We start from the raw sequence: 26,192 nt of genomic DNA, 5'->3' as shown, positions 1-26,192 counted from the left end.
AATGTGGACGCTAGGCCCTGATGCGTCCACATCGCAAGAGACGCCTTCCTCCAGGGGTCGGAGAAGCGGATGCTGAGTACGTACGTCTTTCGAAGGAGCATGCGTGATCGACAAGCAGTGGGCGAATGCCGCGGAGGCGGTCGCAGACATCGAAGACGGGGCTTCCCTCGCCGTCGGAGGGTTCGGACTCTCCGGCAACCCGATCGCGCTGATCGAGGCGCTGCTCGCCCAGGGCACGACCGGGCTCAGCATCGTGAGCAACAACTGCGGAGTCGACGACTGGGGGCTCGGCATCCTGCTCGCGGCCAGGCGCATCCGCAAGATGACGTCGTCGTACGTCGGCGAGAACAAGGAGTTCGAGCGGCAGTTCCTCTCGGGTGAGCTCGAACTCGAGTTGACGCCGCAGGGGACGCTGGCAGAGAAGCTCCGTGCCGGAGGGGCAGGTATCGCGGCATTCTTCACTCAGACGGGTGTCGGCACGCAGGTCGCCGAGGGCGGGCTTCCGCGGCGTTACAACCCCGATGGCAGCGTCGCGGTGGGGTCCCCGCCCAAGGACGTGCGCGCTTTCGACACCCCGGCGGGTCCACGTGACCACGTGCTGGAAGAGGCGATCACCACCGATTTCGCACTGGTGCACGCTCTGGCGGGGGACAGACACGGGAACCTGATCTTCAACAAGGCCGCACGCAACTTCAACCCGCTCGCGGCCATGGCCGGACGAGTCTGCATCGCACAGGTCGAGCAGCTCGTCGAACCTGGCGAGCTCGACCCGGACCGCGTCCATCTGCCCGGTGTCTTCGTGCACCGCGTCGTCGAGGTCGGCACCGACATCCCGAAACGCATCGAGCGCCGCACCGTCGCCGCGGAAGGAGCCTGACATGGCACTCACACGCGATGAGATGGCAGCACGCGCGGCAGCAGAGCTGCGGGACGGGTCGTACGTCAATCTCGGCATCGGCCTGCCGACGCTCGTGCCGAACCACGTGCCGCAGGGGGTGACCGTCGTGCTGCAGTCGGAGAACGGCATCCTGGGGGTCGGGCCGTATCCGTCCGAGGATGCGGTGGACCCCGATCTGATCAACGCGGGCAAGGAGACGGTCACGGTTCTCGCCGGTGCGGCGTACTTCGATTCGGCGACGAGCTTCGGCATGATCCGAGGCGGAAAAATCGACGCGGCGATCCTCGGCGCCATGCAGGTGTCCGCGACCGGAGATCTCGCGAACTGGATGATCCCTGGAAAGATGGTGAAGGGCCCCGGTGGCGCGATGGATCTCGTGCACGGCGCCGCGCGCGTCATCGTCCTGATGGAGCATGTCGCGAAAGACGGATCGGCGAAGATCGTGCACGACTGCTCGCTTCCCCTCACCGGACGCGGCGTGGTCGACAGGATCATCACTGACCTGGCGGTCATCGACGTCACACCCGACGGCCTCGCCCTCGTCGAGCTCGCACCGGGCGTGACGGTGGAACAGGTCGTTGACGCGACCGAGCCGCCGCTCACCATTCCCGCAGAGCTGCTCGACCGATGAACCCAGAGAACGGAGGGGCTGAGATGATCGCCCACGACCACCCGAACGACCAGGATGTCGTCATCGTCGCCGCCGCGCGCACCCCGCAGGGAAGGCTCAAGGGGCAGCTGGCGAGCTTCACCGCTCCGCAGCTCGGTGCGTTCGCGATCAAGGGCGCGCTCGAACAGGGATCCATCGATCCCTCGGAGGTGGACGCCGTGATCGTGGGCCAGGTGCTGGCTGCCGGATCCGGCCAGAATGCCGCTCGACAGGCGGCGATCGGCGCAGGTATCGGCTGGGACGTTCCGGCTCACTCCGTGAACAAGGTCTGCCTGTCCGGTCTCACCGCGATCATCGACGCGTCCCGGATGATCCGCACGGGGGACGCGGCGGTCGTCGTCGCAGCCGGGATGGAATCCATGACCAGGGCTCCCCACCTGCTCATGGGATCGCGCGACGGATGGACGTACGGCAGCGTCGAGGTGATCGACCACATGGCCTACGACGGTCTCACCGACGCCTACGACAGGGAGAGCATGGGCGCGTCGACAGAGCGGCACAACGCCCGCTACGACCTGACCAGAGAGGCGCAGGACCAGGTCGCGGCACTGTCGCACCAACGGGCCGCGGCGGCTCACGCCGCCGCAGTGTTCGACGACGAGATCGTGCCGGTGGCGGTGCCGCAGCGCCGAGGAGAACCGGTGCTCGTCACCGCCGATGAGGGAATCAGACCCGACACGACCGTCGAGTCGCTCGCAGGTCTTCGGGCGGCCTTCGCCGAAGGCGGCTCGATCACGGCGGGCAACTCGTCTCAGATCTCCGACGGGGCCTCGGCGGTCATCGTGACCACCCGCGGTATCGCGGAGGCCAAGGGATGGCCGGTGCTCGTCACGGTCGGTGCGAGCGGCCAGACAGCCGGCCCGGACAACTCGCTGCAGGCACAGCCCGCCCGCGCCATCGAGCGGGCCTGCCAGAAGCAGGGGATCGCACCGGCTGATCTCGACCTCGTTGAGATCAATGAGGCTTTCGGAGCCGTGGTCGCACGATCACAGGTCGAGCTGGGTCTGAACAGCGACATCGTCAACATCCACGGAGGTGGCATCGCGATCGGCCATCCGATCGGAGCATCGGGCACACGGCTAGTCGTGCACGTCGCTCACGAACTCGCGCGCCGCGGTGCGGGTACCGCGGCCGTCGGACTGTGCGGCGGCGGTGGTCAGGGTGAGGCGCTGATCCTCACACGCTGAGGAGTCAGCGCTTGAGGGGCTTGATGCCCTTCGACTCCTTCTTGGCTTCCTTCTCGTGCTCCCTCTGCTGCTTCGCGTAGACGGGGGAGTCCGGCGAGACCGGTCGTCCCTGCTTCGCGCGGCGCGTGTCGATGACTGCGCCGATCGCGAGGGCCAGGCTGATGCCCCAGCTCACCCATGCGAGCGCGGATCGCCACGTGAGCCGCGTGTCGCGAGAGCCTCGGAGCAGGGTGGTTCCCGTCATGATCGCGCCGAGCAGTCCGGTTCCCGAGAGGTAATTCATGCCCTCACGCTACCTTCCGACGGCCGCGCAGCGCTCAGCCTTGACAATCGGACGCGGATTCTGTCAGGGCACGTGCGCTGAATAGCGGGCATCCAGACGCCGTTCCGGTGCGCGCGGTACAATCGGGGAGTCGCGGCTCGCCCGCGGCCGCAATCCGTGTATCTACCGGCCGCCGGCTTTCCGGCGGACAGCGGCGGCACCCGACCCCGCGTCTGCGGACGCGCGAGAGCCCATGACACACGCAACGCCAACCCCTCAGCACCACGCCCCGACGCCGACGCCGGAGGCACCTGGACTGCTCCGCATCGCGGGCCTGCCGTACTTCATCATCGCGTTCATCGCCAGACTGCCGTTCGCGATGATGGTGGTCGGAGTCCTGACCGTCGTCGTGTCGGCGCGCGGCTCGCTCTCTCTCGGCGGACTCACCTCCGCCGCGGTGGGCCTCGGCACAGCGTGCTTCGGGCCTCTGCTGGGCGCCGCGGCCGACCGCTTCGGCCAGCGCATGGTGCTGCTCATCCTCGCGATCGCCAACGGGGCGATGCTGGTGCTGTTCACCGTCGTCGTCTACACCGGTGGGGCGGATGCCCTCGTGCTGATCTCCGCCTTCGGCATCGGCGCGACGGCCCCGCAGGTCGCCCCCATGTCTCGATCCAGGCTCGTCACGATGATCGCCGATCGCATGCCGGAGGCACTCCGCACCCGCACCGTCTCGGGCACCATGGCGTATGAGTCCGCTGCCGATGAGACCGTGTTCGTGTTCGGGCCTTTCATCGTCGGCATCCTCGCGTCGGCGATCGCGCCCTGGGCTCCGCTCATCGGTGCGGCTGTGCTGACGGTGGTGTTCGTCGGCGCATTCGCCCTGCATCCGAGTGCGCGCGTCGTATCCGTGCACCGAGACGAAGACGGCAAGGCCCCGTCGGCGGTGTCGGAGCTCTTCAGCCCGCGCCTGCTGATCGTCGTCATCGGAATCCTCGGGGTGGGGATGTTCTTCGGCACGATGCTCACGGCGCTCACGTCGTTCATGGCCGATCGCGGCGCCCCTGAGCAGGCCGGACTCCTCTACGGCGTCATGGGCGTCGGCTCGGCGATCCTCGCGCTCGGCGTCGCCTGGCTTCCGGTGCGGTTCTCGCTGCGGGCGCGCTGGCTGCTGTTCTCGGGCATCCTGCTCGCCGGCAGCCTGCTGCTGCTCCTCGTCGACTCGCCCGCGATGATGATGGTCGCGCTGGCCATCATGGGCATCGGAATCGGACCGACTCTGGTGACCCAGTACAGCTTCGGTGCCGCTCGCAGCCCGCTCGGACGCTCGGCCACGGTGATGACGATGCTCGGTTCGGGCATCGTCGTCGGTCAGTCGCTCGGCGCGGCAGTGGCGGGAGAGCTCGCGGAGAACGTGGGGACGGACAGCGCTCTCGTGCTCCCGATCGTCGCCGCCGGCGTAGCCTTCACAGCCGGCCTTGTCAATTGGCGCCTCAGTGCGACCCGACCTCGCGTAGCCTCGGTCTGAGCTTCTGTAGCCTGAGGAGCACCCCCCACTGCATCGTCAGGAGCATCACCAATGTCAGTCGCAGATTTCGTCGTCGTCGCCAACCGACTTCCCGTCGACCGGGTCGTGGGTCCTGACGGAGACGAGGAGTGGCGGACCTCGCCTGGCGGTCTGGTCGCAGCTCTCGAGCCGATGATGCGCAGTGCGCGCGGGGCCTGGGTGGGGTGGCCGGGACAGCCCGACCTCGAGCTGGACCGATTCGAGATCAACGGCATCGACCTGATCCCCGTTCCGCTCAGTGCCGAAGAGGTCGCCGATTACTACGAGGGCTTCGCCAACGACACGATCTGGCCGCTGTACCACGACGTCATCGCGCCGCCGCAGTACCACCGCGAGTGGTGGGAGGCCTACGTCAAGGTCAACCGCCGGTTCGCAGAGGCCGCTGCCGACGTCGTCGCCCCAGACGGCACGGTCTGGGTGCACGACTACCAGCTGCAGCTGGTGCCGCAGATGATCCGGGAGCTGAGACCCGACGTCACGATCGGTTACTTCCACCACATCCCGTTCCCGGCGCACGGGCTCTACGCGCAGCTGCCCTGGCGCGATCAGGTGCTCAAGGGCCTGCTCGGCGCCGATGTCATCGGATTCCAGCGCGCGCAGGACGCCACGTACTTCCTGACCGCGGTGCGCCGTCGTCTGCGCTACGAGGTCAAGGGGTCGGCAGTGGCGATCCCGACGGACGACGGCCGCACCCGCACCGCGGTCGCCAGGGCCTTCCCGATCTCCATCGACACGGCTCCGTATCTCGAGCTCGCGGCCCGCCCCGAGGTGCGCGCACGGGCGGCCGAGATCAGAGCGAGCCTCGGCAACCCCAAGAAGATCCTGCTCGGCGTCGACCGGCTCGACTACACCAAGGGCATCCGGCACCGCATCAAGGCGTACGGCGAGCTTCTCGAAGACGGCCAGCTGAGTGTCGACGACGTCACCTTCGTGCAGGTGGCGAGTCCGAGCCGTGAGCGCGTCGATGCCTACGTGCACCTTCGAGACGAGATCGAGCTCGCGGTGGGGCGCATCAACGGCGATCACGACACGATGGGCCACACGGCGATCCGGTATCTGCACCAGGGCTACCCGCGTGAGGAGATGGTCGCGCTGTACCTCGCTGCCGACGTCATGCTCGTGACCGCCCTGCGCGACGGCATGAACCTCGTGGCCAAGGAGTACGTGGCGACCCGCGCCGACAACCGCGGCGTGCTCGTGCTGAGCGAGTTCACGGGTGCCGCCGACGAGCTGCGACAGGCGGTGCGGGTGAACCCGCACGACATCGCCGGGTTGAAGGACGCGATCATGACGGCGGTCGCCATGAGCCCCGCCGAGCAGGGCAAGCGGATGCGGTCGCTGCGGCGCCGTGTGCTGGAGAACGACGTGAACGCCTGGTCGTCGTCGTTCCTCCGCGCGCTCGCGGAGGTCCGCCGGCGCTGATCCGCCGGGTCATACTGGGAGGACACCGCCTCGATTGGAGACCCTGTGACCCGTAGCTGGACCCCCGGAGACGCAGACCCGGCGCTGAGCGCCATCGCCGCCACGCCCCGGCTGGTCGTGGCCCTGGACTTCGACGGCACGGCGTCTCCGCTCGTGCCCGACCCGATGGCCGCCCGGGCGCTGCCCGAGGTCGCTACGCAGGTCGCTCGACTCGCTGCGCTTCCCGACACGGTGGTCGCCTACGTATCGGGGCGCAGCATGCACGACCTGAGGGTCATCACCGAGCACACGGATGATTCGCTGATCGCTCTGGCCGGTTCGCACGGAGCCCAGTACTGGTACCCGGGTGTCGGCGAGGCCGCAACCGACGGCGCCGAGACCGCTGAGGGCTCCCGTGAGGAGCTGTGGGAGGCTGCGCGACCGATCATCGCTCGCTACGAGGGCGCCGAGCTCGAACCGAAGACCTTCGGGATGGGCGTGCACACGCGCACCGCCACGCCCGAGGTCGAGAAGGCGGTGTTCGCCGAGATCGATGGCCTCGTCGCCGAGCGGTTCCCGCATTGGCGTCGGCGAGCAGGTCATCGAGTCCTGGAGTTCTCGTCTCGGAACGAGGGGAAGGACGCCGCGATGGGCGCGCTCCGCCAGCATTTCGATGCGACCGCGATCCTCTTCGCCGGCGACGACGTCACGGACGAGGACGCGATGCGCGTGCTCACCGGCGACGATCTGGGCGTGCGCGTGGGCCCGGGGGAGAGCGCCGCAGAGCTTCGTGTGGAGAACCCACAAGAGATCGCTCTGCTTCTGAAGACGCTCGCGGACGAGCGAACCTCTCGGCGGGAATAGACTTCCGTCATGTCCTCGCATGATCCTTCCAGCAGCGCGCCCATCGACATCAAGCCCCGCAGCCGCGTCGTCACCGACGGCATCGAGGCGACGACCTCCCGCGGCATGCTCCGTGCCGTCGGAATGGGCGACGCCGACTGGGACAAACCCCAGATCGGCATCGCGTCCAGCTGGAACGAGATCACGCCCTGCAACCTGAGCCTCGACCGTCTCGCGCAGGGCGCGAAAGAGGGCGTGCACTCGGGCGGCGGCTACCCGCTGCAGTTCGGCACGATCTCGGTGTCCGACGGAATCTCGATGGGCCACGAGGGCATGCACTTCTCTCTCGTGTCACGCGAGGTCATCGCCGACTCGGTCGAGACCGTGATGATGGCCGAGCGACTCGACGGATCGGTGCTGCTCGCCGGCTGCGACAAGTCGATCCCCGGCATGCTCATGGCCAGCGCTCGTCTCGACCTCTCCAGCGTCTTCCTCTACGCCGGCTCGATCGCACCCGGGTGGGTCAAGCTCTCCGACGGCACCGAGAAGGACGTCACGATCATCGACTCCTTCGAGGCCGTCGGCGCATGCCGTGCGGGTCTCATGAGCGAAGAGGACCTCAAGCGCATCGAATGCGCGATCGCCCCCGGTGAAGGCGCCTGCGGCGGCATGTACACGGCGAACACCATGGCGTCGGTGGCCGAGGCCCTCGGCCTGAGCCTTCCCGGCTCGGCCGCCCCGCCCGCCGCGGATCGCCGCCGCGACTACTTCGCGCACCGCTCGGGCGAGGCCGTCGTGAACCTGCTCCGTCAGGGCATCACCACCCGTGACATCCTCACCAAGGAGGCGTTCGAGAACGCGATCGCGCTCGCGATGGCTCTCGGCGGCTCGACGAACGTCGTGCTGCACCTGCTCGCCATCGCGCGAGAGGCCGAGGTCGAACTGAGCCTGCACGACTTCAACCGCATCGGCGACAAGGTCCCGCACGTCGCAGACATGAAGCCGTTCGGCAAGTACGTCATGAACGACGTCGACCGCCACGGCGGCATCCCGGTGATCATGAAGGCGATGCTCGACGAGGGGCTGCTGCACGGAGACGCACTCACCGTGACGGGCAAGACGCTCGCCGAGAACCTCGCGGATCTCGACCCGCAGCCGATCGACGGCGAGGTCATCCACACGTTCGACAACCCGATCCACGCGACCGGCGGCCTGACGATCCTGCACGGGTCGCTGGCTCCCGAGGGTGCTGTCGTGAAGACGGCCGGCTTCGACGCCGCGGTGTTCGAGGGCTCTGCCCGCGTGTTCGAGCGTGAGCGTGCGGCGATGGATGCCGTGGCGAACGGCGAGATCGAGGCGGGCACCGTCATCGTGATCCGTTACGAGGGCCCCAAGGGTGGACCGGGCATGCGCGAGATGCTCGCGATCACCGCGGCCATCAAGGGCGCTGGGCTCGGAAAAGATGTACTACTCTTGACTGACGGACGATTCTCAGGCGGCACAACCGGCCTGTGCATCGGCCACATAGCACCCGAAGCGGTGGACGCAGGTCCTATCGCCTTCGTGCGCGATGGTGATCTGATACGGGTCGATATCGCAGCTCGCTCTCTCGACCTACTCGTCGACGAGGCGGAGCTCGCCTCCCGCCGTTCTGGCTGGGAGCCGCTACCCCCGCGCTATACCCGTGGCGTTCTGGCCAAGTACTCGCGTCTCGTGCGGTCCGCCGCCGAGGGCGCGACGACCGGCTGATCCGCGTCGAATCCGGCATCCAGCCTCCGACGTCGCCTACAGACCATCAGAAGGAGTGTCATGACTGCTGACACCGTCTCGGCTGTGCCGAGGCCGCCCGCACCCAAATCCGCCGCACCGGAGATCTCCGGAGCAGAGGCCGTCGTCCGCACGCTCGAGCTTCTCGGCGTCAGGGACGTCTTCGGTCTCCCCGGTGGCGCCATTCTGCCCGTCTACGACCCGCTCATGGATGCGGCCGACCTTCGGCACATCCTGGTGCGTCACGAGCAGGGAGCAGGCCACGCCGCCGAGGGGTATGCGTCGTCGTCGGGAAAGGTCGGCGTCTGCATCGCGACCTCCGGCCCCGGTGCGACCAACCTCGTGACCGCCATCGCTGACGCCTACATGGACTCCGTGCCGCTGCTCGCGATCACCGGGCAGGTGTTCTCGACGCTGATGGGCACTGACGCGTTCCAGGAGGCCGACATCGTCGGCATCACGATGCCGGTGACGAAGCACTCGTTCCTCGTGAAGGACGCATCCGAGATCCCCGGTGCCCTCGCGGCGGCGTACGAGATCGCTTCCACCGGCCGACCTGGCCCGGTGCTCGTCGACATCACCAAGGACGCCCAGCAGGCGATGGCGCCGTTCGTCTGGCCGCCCAAGTACGACCTGCCGGGGTACCGCCCCGTGACGAAGGCCCACGGCAAGCAGATCCAGGCGGCCGCTGCGCTCCTGGCCGAGGCCAAGAAGCCCGTGCTCTACGTCGGCGGCGGTGTGATCCGCGGTCGTGCGTCGGCAGAGCTGCTCGCTCTGGCCGAGACGACGAACACACCGGTCGTGACGACGCTCATGGCTCGCGGCGCGTTCCCCGACTCGCACCAGCAGCACCTGGGCATGCCGGGCATGCACGGCACCGTCCCGGCGGTGCTGGCGCTGCAGGAGGCCGACCTGATCGTGTCGCTCGGCGCGAGGTTCGACGACCGTGTGACCGGCAAGGCCGCACTCTTCGCACCGAACGCCAAGGTCGTGCACGTCGACATCGATCCAGCCGAGATCTCGAAGATCCGCATCGCCGATGTGCCGATCGTCGGTGACGTCCGCGACGTGCTGGTCGATCTCGAGTCCGCGTTCCGCACGGCCATCAGCACGACGACTCCCGACATCGAGGAGTGGTGGTCGTACCTCGACGGGCTGCGTACCGAGTTCCCCCTCGGATACGCGCCGACGACCGACGGGCTGCTCGCGCCGCAGTATGTGATCCAGCGGATCGGTGAGCTGACCGGCCCCGAGGGCATCTATGCCGCAGGCGTGGGACAGCACCAGATGTGGGCTGCGCAGTTCATCAAGTACGAGCGGCCCAACGCCTGGCTGAACTCCGGGGGAGCGGGAACGATGGGCTACTCCGTCCCCGCCGCCATGGGCGCCAAGGTCGCCGAGCCCGACCGCGTGGTGTGGGCGATCGACGGTGACGGCTGCTTCCAGATGACCAATCAGGAGCTCGCGACCTGCACCATCAACAACATCCCGATCAAGGTCGCGATCATCAACAACTCCTCACTGGGCATGGTGCGCCAGTGGCAGACGCTGTTCTACGACGGCCGCCACTCGAACACCGACCTGAACACCGGCCACGGCACGGTGCGCATCCCTGACTTCGTGAAGCTCGCCGAGGCCTACGGCTGCCTCGCGATCCGCGTCGAGAAGGAGGAGGAGGTGGATGCGGCGATCAAGCTCGCTCTCGAGACGAACGACCGCCCCGTCGTCATCGACTTCGTCGTCAGCGCCGACTCGATGGTGTGGCCGATGGTTCCCCAGGGCGTGAGCAACAGCTACGTCCAGTACGCCCGCGAGCACGCGCCCGCATTCGACGAGGAGGACTGACCATGTCGACTCACGTGCTGAGCCTCCTCGTGGAGAACACCCCCGGTCTGCTGACCCGTGTCGCAGGTCTGTTCGCACGCCGTGGCTTCAACATCGACTCGCTCGCGGTGGGCGTGACCGAGGTGCCTGGCATCTCGCGCATCACCGTGGTCGTCGACCTCGAGGACCTGCCTCTCGAACAGGTGACCAAGCAGCTCAACAAGCTGATCAACGTCATCAAGATCGTGGAGCTCGACTTCCCGACCTCGGTGCAGCGCGAGCACATGCTCGTCAAGGTGCGCACCGACAATGCGAACAGGTCGAACGTCATCGAGGTCGCCAACCTGTTCCGCGCCTCGGTCGTGGACTACGCGTCAGACGCGCTGGTGATCGAGGTCACCGGCGATAGGGGCAAGGTCGACGCCATGCTCCGCGCCCTCGAGCCGTTCGGCATCAAGGAGATCGCGCAGTCGGGTCTCCTCGCCATCGGCCGCGGCGGCAAGAGCATCACCGAGCGCGTCCTGCGCGGCTGACCAGACTTCCACACACGTACACGAACACCAATCAAGGAGAAAACCAGTGAGCACCGAGATCTTCTACGACGCAGACGCCGATCTGTCGATCATCCAGGGCAAGAAGGTCGCCATCGTCGGCTACGGCTCGCAGGGTCACGCGCACGCGCAGAACCTTCGCGACTCGGGTGTCGAGGTCGCGATCGCTCTCAAGGAGGGCTCGAAGTCGGCGCCGAAGGCGGAGGAGGCCGGATTCGCGGTCAAGACCGTCGCCGAAGCCACTCAGTGGGCCGACCTCATCATGATCCTGGCTCCGGACCAGCACCAGCGCACGATCTACAGCGAGTCGATCGCCCCGAACCTCACCGAGGGCAAGACGCTCGCCTTCGCGCACGGCTTCAACATCCGCTTCGGCTACATCGACGCTCCTGAGGGCGTCGACGTGATCCTCGTCGCCCCGAAGGCGCCGGGTCACACCGTCCGTCGCGAGTTCGTCGCCGGTCGGGGCATCCCCGACATCATCGCCGTCGAGCGCGACGCATCGGGCAACGCCTGGGCGACCGCGCTGTCTTACGCGAAGGCCATCGGCGGCACCCGTGCCGGCGTCATCAAGACGACCTTCACCGAAGAGACCGAGACCGACCTGTTCGGTGAGCAGGCCGTGCTCTGCGGTGGCGTCAGCCACCTCGTGCAGGCCGGCTTCGAGACGCTCACCGAGGCGGGCTACCAGCCGCAGATCGCGTACTTCGAGGTGCTTCACGAGCTGAAGCTCATCGTCGACCTCATGTGGGAGGGTGGCATCGCCAAGCAGCGCTGGTCGGTCTCCGACACTGCAGAGTACGGCGACTACGTCTCGGGCCCCCGCGTCGTGACCCCCGAGGTCAAGGAGTCGATGAAGGCGATCCTCGCCGACATCCAGAGCGGCGCGTTCGCGAAGCGCTTCATCGACGACCAGGACAACGGCGGCGAGGAGTTCCTCGCGCTGCGGGCCAAGGAGGAGACGCACCCCATCGAGGCCACCGGCAAGGAGCTGCGCTCGCTCTTCGCGTGGAAGCAGCAGGACGAGGACTACGTCGACGGCAGCGCTGCTCGCTGACATCCAGCAGACGAGAAGGGGCCCGGTGCGAACAGCACCGGGCCCCTTCTCGTTCACTTGCCGATCACTCAGTCGGCGCGTCCTCGACCTCGATCGGCGCGTCCGCGGGGTCGGCCCACACCGGAGCGGGCAGGAGCGTGTCGACTGCTCCGCCCTGGATCTCACGCAGCGCGGCCTCGATCTCGTCGGCGTTCTCGGGAACCGCCAGACCGCAGGTGTTCAGCTCGGATGCGAACTTGAGCGTCAGACGCGACTTGCCGGCTTCGACGGCCTCCGCGGTGGTCCCGGTGCGCTTCTCGCTGCCGGTCTGGATGTCCGAGACCTCATCGCACACGTGATAGACCGCGCCGCCGTCGACCCACACGACCTCATCTTTGCCCAGCAGCTGGATCACTGCCGACTGATCGGCTGTGTACTGCTCCACGGACGGCGGGTTGAAGTCGACGCCGACCACCGTCGCGATCACGGCGAGCACGATCCCGACGATGCCTGCCGTCGCCTTCTGCCCCTTGTCCATGTCCTTGTTCAGGAAGATGAGGATGATCAGCGGCAGGAAGGCCACGATCGCGATGATCGCTCCGAGCTGGTTCTGCACGAAGAACCGCAGCGTCTCCGACTTGCGTGCTGGATCCAGCCGATTGGCCTTCTTCCAGAGGATGGAGCCGGTGATCGCGAGTGCGGCGATGACGACGAGCAGCACGAGGAGCGTAATGAAGGCCCACTGCGGGAACTGGGCGGTGACGCCTTGTTCTTCGAGGAGGCCCGTATCCGGATCGCGCACCAGGGTGCCGTCCTCACCCACGTACTCGCGCTGGCGGAGCAGCCAGAAGATGCCCACGGCCTCCGCAGCGATCGCGATGGCCCAGAGCACGGCGGCGATCCAGCGGAAGGTGGTCGCCTTCGACTTCGCGGCGGCCGTCGGCTTCCATCCTGCCGGCGGCTCGCCGATGGTGCCGTTGGTCGCGCTCGGCTCGACCTTCTTGTTCTGCTCTGCCACGGTGATCCTTCCCGGCGCGGGCCCCTGCGGCCCGAATGCCCCGAGCATAGTGGACGCCGTGTCCTACGCTGGGGACATGACTTCCGACTCCGACGACGCCCTGAGCTGGGACGGTGACGACGGCGCGGCGCCGAAGGCACCCGCACCGAAGGGCTCTGCCAGAGGGGCGTCCGTGCCCCGCGGCGGCGCCTCGGATGATGCAGCCCTGCCGGACGGATGGAACGCCGTCGGCCGGGGGAGCGATGCCGTCGGGCACGTCGACAGCGACGGCACGGTCACGATGCCCGATGAGCACGAAGCGCCCCATCTGAGCACGGCGATGCTGCTGACCCTCGGGATCGTCGGGGGCATCTACCTTCTGTACAGCATCGGCTGGGTCGTCGGGGGCCTGCGGCTCAAGCCTCTCGCCAATCTGATCGTCGCGGATGCCATGTACGTGCCGTGGTTCGTGCTCGCGGTGGTGGCGCCCGCGCTGTGGTTCCTCGCGGTGTGGGTCCTCACCCGAGCCAAGGCGGCCTGGATCCGCATCGGGCTGCTCCTGCTCGGAGTGGTGCTGCTCGTGCCGTGGCCCTTCGTGACGGTGGGGGTGATCGGATCATGACCGAGCAGCAGTCAGCGCAGTCCGCGACCACTGCATCTCCGCGGTGGCTCAGCGCGGTCGTGCTCGGCCTCGCAGGGCTCTTCTACGCGTACGCCATCTGGAACGCCGTCGCCCACCTGATCGCGATGGCGCAGGACGGCCTCACCGGCATCGGCTGGGTGACCCTCCTCTTCGGAGTGGTCTTCCCTGCGATCGTGTTCGTCTTCGCGTATGCGATCGGTCGACGGCGTCGTGCCGGAGAACTCGCGCTGGTGCTGCTGGCAGGTCTCGGTGTCGTGGCGGTCTTCTGGCTGAGCTTGATCGGCTACAGCATCCTCAACATGTCGGATCTCGTGACGGCCGTGGTCTGATCCACGGCGTCATACGGCACGGAGCAGCAGGAGCGCTCGGGTACAGTTGAGGTGATCGCGCCCCCATGGTGTGCGGCGCATCGGCCCCCTGTCGCGCTGCCCCGAAGGATCCCTGTGCCGAAGCCCGTCGTGCTCATCGCCGAAGTTCTCTCTCCCGCCACGATCGAGGCCCTCGGCCCCGACTTCGACGTCCGCAACGTCGACGGCACCGATCGCGAGGCGCTCTTCGCCTCGCTGGCGGATGCCGACGCGGTGCTGATCCGCTCGGCGACGCACATCGACGAAGAGGCGCTGACGCACGCGCCGAAGCTGAAGGTCGTCGCCCGCGCCGGCGTCGGACTCGACAACGTCGACATCAAGGCGGCCACCGCGGCCGGCGTCATGGTCGTCAACGCACCGACGTCGAACATCGTCTCGGCCGCCGAACTCACGGTCGGACACATCCTCAGCCTCGCCCGTCGCATCCCCGCGGCACACGCCTCACTCGCTGCCGGCCAGTGGAAGCGCAGCTCGTTCACGGGTGCGGAGCTCTTCGAGAAGACCGTGGGCATCGTCGGCCTCGGCCGCATCGGCGCTCTCGTCGCTGCCCGCCTCGCGGCGTTCGACATGCGCGTGGTCGCGTACGACCCCTACGTCACCTCGGCACGCGCGCAGCAGCTCGGCGTGCAGCTCCTCTCGCTCGACGATCTCGTCGCCGAAGCCGACTTCCTCACGATCCACATGCCCAAGACTCCCGAGACGACCGGCATGATCGGCGCCGAGCAGTTCAAGGCCATGAAGCCGACCGCGTTCGTCGTGAACGTCGCTCGCGGTGGCCTCATCGACGAGGAGGCACTTCACACGGCCCTCGTCGCGGGCGAGATCGCCGGTGCGGGTCTCGATGTCTTCACCTCCGAGCCGCCCGCCGAGGGCGGAACCGCTCGTCCGCTGCTCGACCTCCCCAACGTCGTCGTGACGCCGCACCTCGGTGCCAGCACCGAGGAGGCGCAGGAGAAGGCTGGCGTGTCGGTCGCGCGTTCCGTGCGCCTCGCGCTCGGCGGCGACCTCGTTCCAGACGCGGTCAACGTCGCCGGGGGAGTCATCGACCCGTATGTGCGCCCAGGCATCTCGCTCGTCGAGAAGCTCGGTCAGATCTTCGCTGCCCTCGCCACGTCGCCGCTCACGAGCCTCGACGTCGAGGTGCACGGCGAGCTGAACGATTACGACGTCAGCGTGCTGAAGCTCGCGGCGCTCAAGGGCGTCTTCACGAACATCGTCAGCGAGACGGTCTCTTACGTCAACGCACCGCTGCTGGCCGATCAGCGCGGCATCGCGGTCCGCCTGCTCAAGGATGACGTGAGCGACGAATACCGCAACGTGATCACCCTGAGCGGCGCACTCTCCGACGGCTCGCAGCTCTCGGTGTCTGGCACCCTCACCGGTCCGAAGCAGTCCGAGAAGCTGGTCGCCATCAACGACCACGCGCTCGAGCTGCCGATCGAGAAGCACCACGTCGTGATGCTCTACACCGACCGCCCCGGCATCGTCGCGGTCTACGGTCAGAAGTTCGGCGAGGCAGGCATCAACATCGCCGGCATGCAGATCTCGCGTCTCGGCGCGGGGGACCAGGCGCTCAGCGTGCTCACGCTGGACTCGCCGGTGTCGGACGACCTGCTCGACGCCCTGCGCACCGAGATCGATGCCGACCTGTTCCGTCAGATCGAGATCACCGACATCTGATCCAGACGCACGAAGAGAGCGGGAGGGGCGGCCGAGCGGTCGCCCCTCCCGCTCTGTCTTTCCTCGGTCTCAGGGTGCCGTGGTCCGGAGCACGAGGGCGATCAGGTCGTCGAGCTCGGCGCGGTGGGGGACGAGATGCTCTTCGCCGTTCACATCGAGGGAATTGTTGAAATAGAGCCCGTCGCTGAGCAGCATCACGAGGTTGAGGCTCGCCCGATCGCGCACGTGCGGACGGATCATGTCCTCCCAACGGCGCCGCACGGTGCGCAGCGCCTCGCCGGCGGGCAGAGAGCCACCCTGTGCCAGACGTGACGCGGCGATGAGCGCGCGGTCCAGCGCATCGTCCTCCATGACGGACGTGCGCACGTAGTACGCCACCGGACCCTCGTCTGCCGCGGCCATGCGCTCGAGGTCTGCCGTGGTGAGTGCGTCGAGACGATCGAGGAGTCCTGTCGCGAGATCTTCCTTCGAGCCGAAGTGGTAGAGCAGTCCGCCCTTCGAGACGCCGGCGGCCTTCGCCGTCGCGTCGAGCGTCGCCGCCCGCTCGCCGTCGTTGATGACGATCGACTCGAACGCGTCGAGCACTCGTTCGCGGGCCAGGGGAGGTCGGGGCATCGGGATTCCTCTGTTCGTCTCTCATCACCGTAACGCTGATAGATGACGATTCTGTTACTATACCAGCTGGACGGTTTAGTTACGATTCCGTCGTGATCCTGAGAGGTGTTCCATGACCCGTACTGCGTCGATCCCGACGACAGAGACGGATGCTCCCCGCGTCGGAGCCCGTGGCTGGGCGGCACTCGTCGTCCTCATGCTGCCGGTGCTCCTGGTGTCGGTGGACAACACGGTGCTGAGCTTCGCGCTCCCCGAGATCTCCATCGCGCTCGCACCCACGGGGGCCGAGCAGCTGTGGATCATCGACGTGTATCCGCTCGTGCTCGCCGGACTCCTGGTGACCATGGGAACCCTCGGCGACCGCTTCGGACGCCGCCGGATGCTGCTGATCGGTGCGACCGGCTTCGCCGCAGTGTCGGTGCTCGCAGCCTTCGCGCCGACGGCGGGCCTTCTCATCGCCGCACGAGCGCTGCTCGGCTTCTTCGGAGCCATGCTGATGCCGTCGACGCTGTCGCTCCTGCGGTCGATCTTCCAGAACCGCGACCAACGTCGCCTCGCCATCGCGGTGTGGGCGTCGGCGTTCTCCGCCGGTTCAGCGCTCGGTCCGATCGTGGGTGGATTCCTGCTCGAGCATTTCGACTGGGGCTCTGTCTTCCTGATCGCCGTGCCGGTGCTCATCCCGCTGCTCATCGCCGCGCCGATGCTGGTGCCCGAGAGCCGCGACCCGAATCCAGGGCGCATCGACCTGGTCAGCATCGCGCTCTCGATGGCCGCGATGATCCCCGTCGTCTACGCGATCAAGTCGCTCGCCGTCGACGGCCCGAGTCTCACCGCCGGAGCCTGGGCACTGCTCGGCGTCGCCATGGGCTACCTCTTCGTTCGTCGCCAGCTCTCCGCCGATGTGCCGATGCTCGACATGGCGCTCTTCCGCCGGGGCTCCTTCTCGGGGGCGATCCTGGTCAATCTCCTCAGCGTCGTCGCGCTCGTGGGCTTCCTCTACTTCGTGTCGCAGCACCTGCAGCTCGTCCTCGGTCTATCCCCGATGGCAGCGGGTGCGGCGCTCGTGCCTGGCATGCTCGCGATGATTGTGGCCGGACTCTCGGTGGTGCCGATCTCTCGGCGCGTGCCGCCCCACATCCTGGTGCCGGCGGGACTCGTCTTCTCGGTCGCCGGGTATCTGCTCGTGGCGTTCACGACGGCCGGCCATGGCGTCGCCCCCCTCGTCGTCGCTTTCGTGGTGCTCGGGATCGGTATCGGCGGTGCCGAGACGATCTCCAACGAGCTCATCCTCTCGAGCGCGCCTGCCGAGAAGGCCGGTGCCGCGAGCGCCGTGTCCGAGACGGCTTACGAACTCGGTGCGGTTCTCGGCACGGCAGTGCTCGGTGGCCTCATCACCGCGTTCTACCGCGGAGCGCTCGTGGTCCCGGAGGGCATTCCCGCCGAGGCCGCACATGCGGCGACGGAGACGCTTGCCGGTGCCTACACAGCCGCGCAGGAACTTCCGGCACAGCTCGGAGATGCGCTGTGGGACGCAGCATCCGCGGCGTTCGGCTCTGGCGTCATGGTGACCTCGCTGATCGGAGCAGGGTTGGTGGTCCTGGCCGGAGTGATCGCGGCCGTCACACTGCGCAAGGCCCCCACGCACTGACCAGTACGCTGGGAGAACCGGCCCGCTCGGCATCCGCGCGAGTGCTGGCCGGTTCATCCCGATGCAAGGAGTGTCATGTCGCGTGTCGTGAAGCTGGCCGTCATCCCCGGTGACGGAATCGGCCCAGAGGTCGTCGCCGAGGCTGAGAAGGTCCTCGATGTGGTCACCGCCTCCAGCGATGTGACGTTCGACAAGACCCGCTTCTCTCTCGGCGCAGCCCGATTCCTCGAGACCGGTGACACGCTCACGGACGACGACCTGCAGGCCATCGCGGGTCACGACGCGATCCTGCTGGGTGCCGTCGGCGGCACGCCGGGCGACCCCCGGCTCAAGGATGCGAACATCGAGCGCGGCCTGCTGCTGAAGCTGCGGTTCACGCTCGACCACTACGTCAACCTGCGTCCGTCGAAGCTGTTCGCGGGTGCTCCGGGTCCGCTCGCGAACCCGGGCACGATCGACTTCGTCGTCGTCCGTGAGGGCACCGAGGGGCCGTACGTCGGCAACGGCGGCGCGATCCGCAAGGGCACGCCTCACGAGGTCGCCAACGAGACCTCGGTGAACACGGCGTTCGGCGTGGAGCGCGTCGTCAGGTATGCCTTCGACCTCGCCGAGAGGCGCAGCAAGAAGGTCACGCTCGTTCACAAGACCAACGTGCTCGTGCACGCCGGCGCCATCTGGCAGCGCATCGTGAACGAGGTCGCCGCCGAGCATCCCGAAGTGGCGGTCGACTACCTGCACGTCGACGCGGCGACGATCTTCCTAGTGACCGACCCCTCGCGCTTCGACGTGATCGTCACCGACAACCTGTTCGGCGACATCCTCACCGACCTCGCCGGCGCGGTCACCGGAGGCATCGGGCTGGCCGCCTCGGGGAACATCAACCCCGATGGTGTGTTTCCGTCGATGTTCGAGCCGGTGCACGGATCCGCTCCTGACATCGCGGGCCAGCAGAAGGCCGACCCGACCGCGGCGATCCTGTCGGTGGCGCTGCTGCTCGACCACCTCGGGCTCGCCGAGGAGGCCGCTCGCGTGAGTGCCGCCGTCGAGTCCGACATCGCCACCCGCACGGGTGCGCGCACCACGGCGGAGATCGGCTCCGCAATCACTGCTCTGCTCTGAACGACAGGCGTAGGCTGAGACGGCGCGAGGATGCGCGCCGCACGAGGAATGGATGACGAGATGACGACCATCGATGCCGAGACCACCGTGGCTCCACTGGAGTTCGCTGTGACCAAGAACCTGGCCGCTGCGACGCCCGGTCGTGTCGCCGAGGTTCACGAGAACCCCGGCTTCGGCGTGGTCTTCACCGACCACATGGTCGACATCTGCTGGTCGGTCAAGGGCGGATGGCACCGTCCGCGGGTGCAGCCGTACGGACCGATCCCGCTCGACCCAGCGGCGTCCGTGCTGCACTACGCGCAGGAGATCTTCGAGGGCATCAAGGCCTACCGTCACGCCGACGGCTCGATCCACACCTTCCGCCCCGATCGCAACGCCGCCCGTCTGCAGGCCAGCGCGCGTCGACTCGCGCTGCCCGAGCTTCCGACCGAGTACTTCATCCAGTCGCTGCGTGAGATCATCGCGGTCGACGGCCGCTGGGTGCCGTCCGGCGCCGACCAGAGCCTCTACCTGCGCCCGTTCATGTTCGCCAAGGAGGCGTTCCTCGGTGTCCGCGCAGCGCAGAAGGTCGCCTACTACGTGATCGCGAGCCCCGCCGGCGCCTACTTCAGCGGCGGCGTGAAGCCCGTGCGCATCTGGCTCTCCGAGGACTACGCACGAGCCGGCAAGGGCGGCACGGGCAAGGCCAAGACGGGCGGCAACTACGCGTCGAGCCTGCTCGCGCAGAGCGAGGCATCGTCGAAGGGCTGCGACCAGGTCGTGTTCCTCAACGAGCAGCGCAACGTCGAAGAGCTCGGCGGAATGAACATCGTCTTCGTCTTCAAGGACGGCCGCGTCGTCACTCCCGAGTCCGACAGCATCCTCGAGGGCATCACCCGCGACTCCCTGCTCCAGCTCGCCGAGGACCGCGGCTACACGGTCGAGAAGCGACCGATCTCGATCGACGAGTGGCGTGAGGGCGTGGCGTCCGGTGACATCGTCGAGGTCTTCGCGTGCGGTACGGCGGCGGTCGTGACGCCGATCGGCGCTCTCGTCGGAGAAGGCTTCGACGAGCCGCAGCCGCTCGGCGAGCTCGCCCTGTCTCTGCGCGAAGAGCTCACCGACATCCAGTACGGCCGACGTGAAGACAAGCACGGCTGGCTCCTGCGCCTCGACGCCTGATCGTCGCAAGAACTCCCCGAGACCCCGCTGCGCGACCTGCACAGCGGGGTCTCGTCGTCCGGCACTCTGGCTAGGCTGGTGGCATGAAGATCGCCCGATTCAGCCATGACGACGCCATCCTCTTCGGGATCGTCGACGACACCGACCTGGTCGTCCTCGCGGGCGATCCGCTCTTCGCCGGATACGAGCCCACCGGAGACCGGGTCCCGATCGCCGACGCGGTGATCCTCGCGCCGGTCATCCCTCGATCCAAGATCGTGTGCGTCGGCAAGAACTACCACGACCATGCCGCCGAGATGGGGGGAGTTGCCCCGGAGGAGCCGTTGCTGTTCCTCAAGCCCAACACCGCCGTCATCGGCCCCGGTGACGCGATCGTGCGCCCTTCGATCTCTGAGCAGACCGAATACGAGGGCGAGCTGGCGGTCGTGATCGGTCGGGTCGCGAAGAACGTGAAGGCTGCGGATGCTCTCGACCACGTGCTCGGCTACACGATCGCCAACGACGTCACCGCGCGCGACCTGCAGCGCAAGGACGGCCAGTGGGCTCGCGCGAAGGGCTTCGACACCTTCTGCCCTCTCGGCCCGACCATCAGCACCGAGTTCGATCCGTCGGTCGCGACGATCGAGACCCGCGTCAATGGCGAAGTCCGTCAGAAGGCGCCGCTGACCGACATGATCCACTCCGTCGAGGCGATCATCGAGCACGCATCCGCGGCCTTCACACTGCTGCCGGGTGACGTCATCCTGACCGGCACGCCGGCGGGTGTGGGGGAGTTCGTCGCCGGCGACACCGTCGAGGTCGAGATCACCGGTCTGGGTATTCTGCGCAACACCGTGCGTGACGCCGTGCGCGCATCATGACCGTCGTCGCCCTCACGGCGGCTCAGCAGGCAGCGGTGCAACGGAGAACCGTGCTGGTTCTCTCGTCGGGCCAGGTGCTCGGCGGCATCGCGTTCGGGGCGACAGTGTCTCTCGGCGCGCTGCTCGCCGCCGACATCTCGGGCAGCGACGCGTTGTCGGGGCTCGCGACGGCATCCGTCACGCTGGGTGCCGCGCTGTGCGCGATCCCTCTCGCTCGCCTCGCCGCCAGGGTGGGGCGTCGCCGTGCTCTGACATTGGGCAATCTGTTCGCGCTCGTGGGGATCGCGGTCGTGATCCTGGCGGCGTCGCTGCGGGTGTTCCCGCTGCTGCTGGTGGGGATCCTCATGATCGGCGCCGGCAACGCCGGCAATCTGCAGTCGCGATTCGCTGCGACCGACCTCGCCGCCGCCGAGCATCGAGGGCGGGACCTCTCGATCGTCGTCTGGGCGACGACCATCGGCGGAGTCGCGGGCCCCCTGCTGCTGGGGCCGGGCGAGATCGTCGGCGCGGCGATCGGCATGCCGCCGCAGACCGGCTCGTACGCGTTCTCGTTCGTCGCCCAGTGCCTCGCTCTCATCCTCTATCTCGTGGCGCTGAGACCCGATCCTCTTCTGGCCGCGCAGAAGCTCGCCTCAGCGGCTGCCGCGGGGGCCACGGGCGCGGCGTTCGCAGACAGACCCGTCGTGGCTCGATACGCGATGTTCGCGGTCGCCGGTTCGCACGTGGTGATGGCGTCTGTCATGGCGATGACTCCGGTGCATCTCGCGCACATGGCGCACGGCGCCCACGGGATGGAGCCGACTGCGGCCGACGTCTCGGCCCTCGTCGGCATCACGATCGCCCTGCATGTCGGCGGCATGTATGCGCTGTCGCCGCTCTTTGGCATCCTCGCCGACCGGTGGGGACGGCTGCGTGTGGTCCTGCTGGGGCAGGTGCTCCTCGGGGCGGCGCTCGCGTTCGCCGTGTTCGCGAACGATCAGGAGTGGGGCGTGATCGTCGCCCTGATCCTGCTGGGGCTCGGATGGAGCGCGGCGACCGTCGCGGGGGCCGCGCTGCTGACCGAGTCGAGCGCCCCCGAGATCCGCACGCGCAGGCAGGGCCGCAGCGACTCGCTGATGAGTCTCTCTGCGGCCGCGGGCGCGGTGCTCGCGGGCCTGGTGCTCTCGAACTTCGACTACGCCGGACTGGGCGTGGCCGCGTCCGTCATCGTCGTCGCCATCGTCGCGCTCTCTCCTCTCGGGCGTCCGAGGCGATGAAGGACTGGGCGGGCACGGGTCGCGCCTACGCCGACTCCTATGCCTCGCTGTGCGTCGGGACAGCAGGCACACTGCTCGGGATGCTCGGAGCCCCGGCGGGTCGCTCGCTGCTCGACGTGGGTTCCGGAACAGGTCTCCTCACAGCGTCGTTCAGCGATGCCGGTTGGGGTGCGACAGGGTGCGAGCCCGAGCCGACGATGCGGGAGGTCGCCCTGCGGGAGCATCCGGCGATCCGGGTGCGTGACGGGGCCCTGCCGTCGTTGCCGTTCGCGGATGCGGAGTTCGATTCGGTCGTGGCGAACTTCGTGCTGAACCACGTCGCCGATCCCCTTGCGTCGGCAGGCGAGCTCCTCCGCGTCTCTGCCGACCTCGTGGCGGCGACGATCTGGACGAACTCGCCGACCTGGCTCTGGCGGGAGGTGTGCGATCGTGCGGCGCTCACCCCGACGGAGGGCGAGCGGCTTGCGCCGGAGAAGGACTTCGAGCGCACCGTCGACGGCTTTGCGCGGATGCTCGACGACGCGGGCTGGACGCGCCCGCAGATCTCGGAGATCACCTGGACGTGGCCGGCGGATGCGACTGCGCTGTGGGCGTCTGCTGAAGGCGGCGTCGGGGGACCCGGTCAGTTCTATCGTGCGCTCGACGACACCGGTCAGCGGTCATTCCGCGCGGCTTTCGAACTCGTGTGCGCCGAGCGGTCGATCGCCGGACGCCTGCCGCTGGTGCATTCTGCCGCGGTCGCCGTCGCGTCGCGCGGCTGATACCTGCCTGGGCCCGAGCGCTCCGTGGTTCCTCGGTGCCGCGACCGCCTGCGTCGGCGCGGCACCGAGGAACATCGGCATCGCGTCGATCAGGTGTACCAGGTCGGCTCAGGCACCTCGTTGCGCAGCACGTAGTCGCCGACCTCCCGCTTCTTGTACGCGATCGGGTCGTGCAGGCTGTGCGTGCGCAGGTTGCGCCAGAAGATGTCGAGACCGACCGAGTTGGCCGAGGCTCGGGCGCCGGTGAGCTCGTAGATCTTCGTGGCGACCTCCAGGCCGTCGTCGACGATGCGCAGCTTCCCCGCCGCGATCCGCACGGCGATCTCGCCGCGTCGACGTGCCGTGAGGTCTTCGCGTGGGGCATGCAGCACCGCACTGATCTCTGATCCCACGGCATTCAGCAGCGCTTCGTCGGCCCACAGCTTCGACGCCAGTTCGCCATAGCCCTCGAGCAGATACCACTCGTCTGTCGCGTGCTGCTTGTCGTCGCCGCCGTACGGCCACGGGCGGGTCTTAGATCGGGTGTAAGCGGATGCCGTCTCGAGGGCGCCCTGTGCGATGCCGAGGTAGAAGTTCGCGAACACGAGCTGGATGGTCGGCACGTTCAGGGTGTTGTACGTGAGGGGCCGGAACACCCGGTCGACGAAGCCGGCTGCCGCTGCCCAGGGGACGCGTACATCGCGGATCTCTACCGAGCCCGATTCGGTGAGTCGCTGCCCCAGGTTGTCCCAGTCGTTTCCGAAGACGATTCCCTCCTGCGCCGTGGGGACGATCGCGAAGATGTGCGTCTCGGTGCCTTCGAGGACGCCCTCGAGGACGGTCAGGTCCGAGATCCGGCCACCTGTCGAGAAGGACTTGTGCCCGGAGAACACGAGATCATCGCCGTCCTCGCGGATCACCAGGTCGGAGTCGCGGGGGTTGACCGCGCCGCCGAAGACGAAGTCGTTCGCGGTGTACAGCTCCTCGACCGCGGCGATCTGCTCCTCGGTTCCGACGAGACGGGCCGCCCACGCCCAGAGGTAGTGATACCCGAGGACCTGTCCGATCGATCCGTCGCCGCGGGCCACCGCCCTGATCACCCGGTAGGCGGTGTCCCAGCTCTCACCGCCGCCGCCGTGGGCGCGAGGGCCGAGCAGGGTGACCAGGCCCGAGTCCTTGAGCAGCTGCACCTCGGCCCGAGGGGTCGCATTCGCGCGGTCCCTCTCGACGGCATCCGCCGCGAGGATGTCGGCCACCTCCTCGGCGCGGTCGATCCATTCGTGGCTCGTCTGAGGTCTTGGTGCGCCTCGCCAGCGATCGCTCAGGCCTGTCGTCACTGCATCCGTGATTGTCATGTTGTCACCCTTCCGGTTGGTCGATGCGGCAACGATAGGAGCGCGTCGGCGTCGTATGCGGGTTGTTACCCAGGGTGAGGGACTGTTACCCACGGTGACCCCTTCTCACCAGCCCGCGATCGCTGGCGGATCGGGGAGGTCGAGACGCCACCCGGCAACTAGAATCGAGGGGATATGGCTACCCCGCACCCCCTCACCACGACCGCCAGTGGCGCCGACGTCCGCGTCCGCTTCTGCCCCTCGCCCACCGGACTGCCGCACGTCGGCATGGTCCGCACAGCTCTCTTCAACTGGGCGTACGCCCGGCACAACGGCGGGAAGATGGTGTTCCGAATCGAGGACACCGACGCTGCCCGAGACAGCGAGGAGAGCTTCCGCCAGCTCGTCGATGCCCTGACCTGGCTCAAGATCGACTGGGATGAGGGTGTCGAGGTCGGTGGCCCGCACGCCCCCTACCGTCAGTCCGAGCGCCACGACATCTATCGCGGCGTGATCGAGAAGCTCCTCGCCTCCGGAGCTCTGTACGAGAGCTTCTCCACGGCGGAGGAGATCGACGCTCGCAACGAGGCCGCCGGGCGAGCGAAGCAGCTCGGGTACGACAACCATGACCGCGACCTCACGGCGGAGCAGAAGGATGCCTTCCGTGCCGAAGGGCGTCAGCCCGCACTCCGTCTGCGCGTGCCGGACGAGGACCTCACCTATGTAGACCTGATCCGGGGCGAGGTGACCTTCCCCGCAGGGTCCTTCCCGGACTTCGTGGTGGTGCGTCCGAACGGCATCCCGCTGTACACCTTCGTGAACCCGGTCGACGACGCACTGATGGGCATCACGCACGTCCTGCGCGGCGAAGACCTGATGCCGTCCACGGCTCGCCAGCTCGCGCTCTACGCTGCTCTGATCGAGGCGGAGGTCACCACGTTCGTGCCCCGCTTCGCCCACATGCCCCTGGTGCTCGGCGAGACCGGGAACAAGAAGCTCTCCAAGCGCGACCCGCAGGCCGATCTGTTCCTGCACCGGGATCGCGGCTTCATCCACGAGGGGCTGCTGAACTATCTCGCCCTCCTCGGCTGGTCGATCGGCCATGACCGTGACGTGTTCACACTCGACGAGTTCACCGAGGCATTCGACATCGTCGACGTGAATCCGAACCCGGCACGCTTCGACCAGAAGAAGGCCGAGTCGATCAACGGCGACCACATCCGCAAGCTCGACGAGAAGGACTTCGCCGAGAGGACGATCCCGTACCTCGCTGCTGCCGGGCTCTTCGATGAGCCGACGCACGACCAGCTCGTGCTCGCTTTCCGCGTCGCGCCTCTCGTGCAGGAGCGCGTGCAGCTGCTCGGTGACGTGCCTGGCATGGTCGGGTTCCTCTTCACCGACGATGTCTCGTACGACGCCGACGCGCTCAAGGGTCTTCCCGCGAACGCCGCTGAGGTCCTCGACGCCTGCGTCGTCGCGCTCGAGCCGGTGACCGACTTCACGCCCGAGAAGATCCAGGAGGCTCTGGCAGAGGCGCTCGTCGAGAAGCTCGAGCTCAAGCCCCGCATCGCCTACGGCCCTCCGCGCGTCGCGATCACCGGCCGTCGGATCTCGCCGCCGCTGTTCGAGTCCATGGAACTCCTGGGCAAGGACGAGTCGCTGCGGCGGCTGCGGTCGCTGTCGGCTTTCCTCGCGAACTGACGAGACAGTCGGGCGGGGGAGCACCGCTTCGGTGCTCTCCTGCCCGTCGCCGTGGTCACGCGCCCGC

The 26,192-nt window shown here is 67.8% G+C and carries 24 protein-coding genes; 20 read left to right on the top strand and 4 right to left on the bottom strand.

The genetic code is table 11. The features are described 5' to 3' along the window. Window positions 1-103: 103 nt before the first annotated feature. The 3 genes from RQG82_RS02175 to RQG82_RS02165 are packed head-to-tail and all read left to right on the top strand — an operon-like array spanning window position 104 to window position 2,755. On the top strand, window positions 104-877 hold the full coding sequence (locus tag RQG82_RS02175; protein ID WP_311257487.1) for a CoA transferase subunit A: 774 nt from the start codon (window positions 104-106) through the stop codon (window positions 875-877). A gap of 1 nt (window position 878) precedes the next feature. Further along, on the top strand, window positions 879-1,529 hold the full coding sequence (locus RQG82_RS02170) for a CoA transferase subunit B (protein WP_311257486.1): 651 nt from the start codon (window positions 879-881) through the stop codon (window positions 1,527-1,529). Between the two features lie 23 nt (window positions 1,530-1,552). Then, entirely contained in the window at window positions 1,553-2,755 is a 1,203-nt protein-coding gene (locus RQG82_RS02165; protein ID WP_311257485.1) for an acetyl-CoA C-acetyltransferase, read from the top strand. 4 nt (window positions 2,756-2,759) lie between these two features. On the opposite strand, the gene RQG82_RS02160 is transcribed toward RQG82_RS02165, so the two are convergent. Then, entirely contained in the window at window positions 2,760-3,038 is a 279-nt protein-coding gene (locus tag RQG82_RS02160) for a hypothetical protein (protein WP_140036887.1), read from the bottom strand. Between the two features lie 232 nt (window positions 3,039-3,270). Between RQG82_RS02160 and RQG82_RS02155 the strand changes: the two genes are divergently transcribed. The 7 genes from RQG82_RS02155 to ilvC are packed head-to-tail and all read left to right on the top strand — an operon-like array spanning window position 3,271 to window position 12,024. Continuing rightward, complete coding sequence (locus RQG82_RS02155; RefSeq protein WP_311257484.1) at window positions 3,271-4,542, top strand: MFS transporter; 1,272 nt, start codon at window positions 3,271-3,273, stop codon at window positions 4,540-4,542. A 51-nt stretch (window positions 4,543-4,593) separates the two neighbouring features. Further along, window positions 4,594-6,003 carry a trehalose-6-phosphate synthase gene (locus RQG82_RS02150; protein ID WP_311257483.1) on the top strand — a complete coding sequence of 470 codons (1,410 nt, stop codon included), beginning with the start codon at window positions 4,594-4,596 and terminating at the stop codon, window positions 6,001-6,003. 45 nt (window positions 6,004-6,048) lie between these two features. Next, window positions 6,049-6,846 (top strand): trehalose-phosphatase, encoded by a 798-nt coding sequence (otsB, locus tag RQG82_RS02145; protein ID WP_311257482.1) that lies wholly within the window; start codon window positions 6,049-6,051, stop codon window positions 6,844-6,846. A 9-nt stretch (window positions 6,847-6,855) separates the two neighbouring features. Continuing rightward, entirely contained in the window at window positions 6,856-8,574 is a 1,719-nt protein-coding gene (gene ilvD / locus RQG82_RS02140) for a dihydroxy-acid dehydratase (RefSeq protein ID WP_311257481.1), read from the top strand. Between the two features lie 60 nt (window positions 8,575-8,634). Beyond that, window positions 8,635-10,437: an acetolactate synthase large subunit gene (locus tag RQG82_RS02135; protein WP_311257480.1), complete on the top strand. Its 1,803-nt coding sequence runs from the start codon at window positions 8,635-8,637 to the stop codon at window positions 10,435-10,437. A 2-nt stretch (window positions 10,438-10,439) separates the two neighbouring features. Further along, window positions 10,440-10,949, top strand: coding sequence for an acetolactate synthase small subunit (gene ilvN, locus RQG82_RS02130; RefSeq protein ID WP_042541743.1), 510 nt, complete (start codon window positions 10,440-10,442; stop codon window positions 10,947-10,949). A 46-nt stretch (window positions 10,950-10,995) separates the two neighbouring features. Continuing rightward, window positions 10,996-12,024, top strand: coding sequence for a ketol-acid reductoisomerase (ilvC, locus tag RQG82_RS02125; protein ID WP_042541742.1), 1,029 nt, complete (start codon window positions 10,996-10,998; stop codon window positions 12,022-12,024). Between the two features lie 64 nt (window positions 12,025-12,088). Here ilvC and RQG82_RS02120 read toward each other — a convergent pair whose 3' ends face one another. Then, on the bottom strand, window positions 12,089-13,021 hold the full coding sequence (locus tag RQG82_RS02120) for a hypothetical protein (RefSeq protein WP_311257479.1): 933 nt from the start codon (window positions 13,019-13,021) through the stop codon (window positions 12,089-12,091). Between the two features lie 76 nt (window positions 13,022-13,097). On the opposite strand from RQG82_RS02120, the gene RQG82_RS02115 reads away from it, so the two are divergent. The 3 genes from RQG82_RS02115 (at window position 13,098) to serA (ending at window position 15,691) form a co-directional block, all read left to right on the top strand. Further along, complete coding sequence (locus RQG82_RS02115; RefSeq protein WP_311257478.1) at window positions 13,098-13,622, top strand: hypothetical protein; 525 nt, start codon at window positions 13,098-13,100, stop codon at window positions 13,620-13,622. Beyond that, a complete protein-coding gene (locus tag RQG82_RS02110) occupies window positions 13,619-13,972 on the top strand; it encodes a hypothetical protein (protein ID WP_311257477.1) in 354 nt (117 codons plus the stop codon). The genes RQG82_RS02115 and RQG82_RS02110 overlap by 4 nt, the downstream gene beginning before the upstream one ends. Before the next feature lie 114 nt (window positions 13,973-14,086). After that, window positions 14,087-15,691 carry a phosphoglycerate dehydrogenase gene (gene serA / locus RQG82_RS02105; protein WP_311257476.1) on the top strand — a complete coding sequence of 535 codons (1,605 nt, stop codon included), beginning with the start codon at window positions 14,087-14,089 and terminating at the stop codon, window positions 15,689-15,691. A 69-nt stretch (window positions 15,692-15,760) separates the two neighbouring features. Here the strand turns inward: serA and RQG82_RS02100 are convergent, their stop codons facing one another. Next, window positions 15,761-16,306, bottom strand: a complete 546-nt coding sequence (locus tag RQG82_RS02100; protein WP_311257475.1) for a TetR/AcrR family transcriptional regulator — start codon at window positions 16,304-16,306, stop codon at window positions 15,761-15,763. 112 nt (window positions 16,307-16,418) lie between these two features. On the opposite strand from RQG82_RS02100, the gene RQG82_RS02095 reads away from it, so the two are divergent. The 6 genes from RQG82_RS02095 (at window position 16,419) to RQG82_RS02070 (ending at window position 23,111) form a co-directional block, all read left to right on the top strand. Continuing rightward, entirely contained in the window at window positions 16,419-17,954 is a 1,536-nt protein-coding gene (locus tag RQG82_RS02095; protein WP_311257474.1) for an MFS transporter, read from the top strand. Window positions 17,955-18,029: 75 nt separating this feature from the next. Continuing rightward, complete coding sequence (locus tag RQG82_RS02090) at window positions 18,030-19,073, top strand: 3-isopropylmalate dehydrogenase (protein ID WP_311257473.1); 1,044 nt, start codon at window positions 18,030-18,032, stop codon at window positions 19,071-19,073. A 60-nt stretch (window positions 19,074-19,133) separates the two neighbouring features. Further along, a complete protein-coding gene (locus tag RQG82_RS02085; protein ID WP_311257472.1) occupies window positions 19,134-20,234 on the top strand; it encodes a branched-chain amino acid aminotransferase in 1,101 nt (366 codons plus the stop codon). 83 nt (window positions 20,235-20,317) lie between these two features. After that, the gene (locus RQG82_RS02080) at window positions 20,318-21,094 is read left to right on the top strand and encodes a fumarylacetoacetate hydrolase family protein (RefSeq protein WP_311257471.1); all 777 of its coding nucleotides are present in this window, start codon (window positions 20,318-20,320) and stop codon (window positions 21,092-21,094) included. Continuing rightward, window positions 21,091-22,350 carry an MFS transporter gene (locus RQG82_RS02075; protein ID WP_311257470.1) on the top strand — a complete coding sequence of 420 codons (1,260 nt, stop codon included), beginning with the start codon at window positions 21,091-21,093 and terminating at the stop codon, window positions 22,348-22,350. The genes RQG82_RS02080 and RQG82_RS02075 overlap by 4 nt, the downstream gene beginning before the upstream one ends. After that, complete coding sequence (locus RQG82_RS02070; protein ID WP_311257468.1) at window positions 22,347-23,111, top strand: class I SAM-dependent methyltransferase; 765 nt, start codon at window positions 22,347-22,349, stop codon at window positions 23,109-23,111. The genes RQG82_RS02075 and RQG82_RS02070 overlap by 4 nt, the downstream gene beginning before the upstream one ends. Before the next feature lie 89 nt (window positions 23,112-23,200). On the opposite strand, the gene RQG82_RS02065 is transcribed toward RQG82_RS02070, so the two are convergent. Further along, window positions 23,201-24,445 carry an acyl-CoA dehydrogenase family protein gene (locus RQG82_RS02065; protein WP_311257467.1) on the bottom strand — a complete coding sequence of 415 codons (1,245 nt, stop codon included), beginning with the start codon at window positions 24,443-24,445 and terminating at the stop codon, window positions 23,201-23,203. A 174-nt stretch (window positions 24,446-24,619) separates the two neighbouring features. Here RQG82_RS02065 and gltX point away from each other — a divergent pair, with 174 nt between their 5' ends. Then, window positions 24,620-26,125, top strand: coding sequence for a glutamate--tRNA ligase (gene gltX / locus RQG82_RS02060; protein ID WP_311257466.1), 1,506 nt, complete (start codon window positions 24,620-24,622; stop codon window positions 26,123-26,125). Window positions 26,126-26,192: the final 67 nt, after the last annotated feature.

Origin of the sequence: Microbacterium sp. WCS2018Hpa-9 (genome assembly GCF_031843745.1) — a bacterium.
Lineage (GTDB): Bacteria > Actinomycetota > Actinomycetes > Actinomycetales > Microbacteriaceae > Microbacterium.
The sequence above is the reverse complement of the archived record's forward strand: the minus strand, read 5'-3'. Positions and strand labels throughout refer to the sequence as shown.

What these genes read in the sequence shown, in the direction of transcription:
- RQG82_RS02100 (WP_311257475.1), bottom strand. Translation starts at nt 16,306, where the DNA reads ATGCCCCGACCTCCCCTGGCCCGCGAACGAGTGCTCGACGCGTTCGAG.
- RQG82_RS02155 (WP_311257484.1), top strand. Translation starts at nt 3,271, where the DNA reads ATGACACACGCAACGCCAACCCCTCAGCACCACGCCCCGACGCCGACG.
- RQG82_RS02115 (WP_311257478.1), top strand. Translation starts at nt 13,098, where the DNA reads ATGACTTCCGACTCCGACGACGCCCTGAGCTGGGACGGTGACGACGGC.
- RQG82_RS02065 (WP_311257467.1), bottom strand. Translation starts at nt 24,445, where the DNA reads ATGACAATCACGGATGCAGTGACGACAGGCCTGAGCGATCGCTGGCGA.
- RQG82_RS02085 (WP_311257472.1), top strand. Translation starts at nt 19,134, where the DNA reads ATGACGACCATCGATGCCGAGACCACCGTGGCTCCACTGGAGTTCGCT.
- RQG82_RS02170 (WP_311257486.1), top strand. Translation starts at nt 879, where the DNA reads ATGGCACTCACACGCGATGAGATGGCAGCACGCGCGGCAGCAGAGCTG.
- RQG82_RS02080 (WP_311257471.1), top strand. Translation starts at nt 20,318, where the DNA reads ATGAAGATCGCCCGATTCAGCCATGACGACGCCATCCTCTTCGGGATC.
- RQG82_RS02165 (WP_311257485.1), top strand. Translation starts at nt 1,553, where the DNA reads ATGATCGCCCACGACCACCCGAACGACCAGGATGTCGTCATCGTCGCC.
- RQG82_RS02070 (WP_311257468.1), top strand. Translation starts at nt 22,347, where the DNA reads ATGAAGGACTGGGCGGGCACGGGTCGCGCCTACGCCGACTCCTATGCC.
- RQG82_RS02095 (WP_311257474.1), top strand. Translation starts at nt 16,419, where the DNA reads ATGACCCGTACTGCGTCGATCCCGACGACAGAGACGGATGCTCCCCGC.
- RQG82_RS02090 (WP_311257473.1), top strand. Translation starts at nt 18,030, where the DNA reads ATGTCGCGTGTCGTGAAGCTGGCCGTCATCCCCGGTGACGGAATCGGC.
- RQG82_RS02135 (WP_311257480.1), top strand. Translation starts at nt 8,635, where the DNA reads ATGACTGCTGACACCGTCTCGGCTGTGCCGAGGCCGCCCGCACCCAAA.
- ilvN (WP_042541743.1), top strand. Translation starts at nt 10,440, where the DNA reads ATGTCGACTCACGTGCTGAGCCTCCTCGTGGAGAACACCCCCGGTCTG.
- ilvD (WP_311257481.1), top strand. Translation starts at nt 6,856, where the DNA reads ATGTCCTCGCATGATCCTTCCAGCAGCGCGCCCATCGACATCAAGCCC.
- RQG82_RS02075 (WP_311257470.1), top strand. Translation starts at nt 21,091, where the DNA reads ATGACCGTCGTCGCCCTCACGGCGGCTCAGCAGGCAGCGGTGCAACGG.
- gltX (WP_311257466.1), top strand. Translation starts at nt 24,620, where the DNA reads ATGGCTACCCCGCACCCCCTCACCACGACCGCCAGTGGCGCCGACGTC.
- RQG82_RS02150 (WP_311257483.1), top strand. Translation starts at nt 4,594, where the DNA reads ATGTCAGTCGCAGATTTCGTCGTCGTCGCCAACCGACTTCCCGTCGAC.
- RQG82_RS02160 (WP_140036887.1), bottom strand. Translation starts at nt 3,038, where the DNA reads ATGAATTACCTCTCGGGAACCGGACTGCTCGGCGCGATCATGACGGGA.
- RQG82_RS02110 (WP_311257477.1), top strand. Translation starts at nt 13,619, where the DNA reads ATGACCGAGCAGCAGTCAGCGCAGTCCGCGACCACTGCATCTCCGCGG.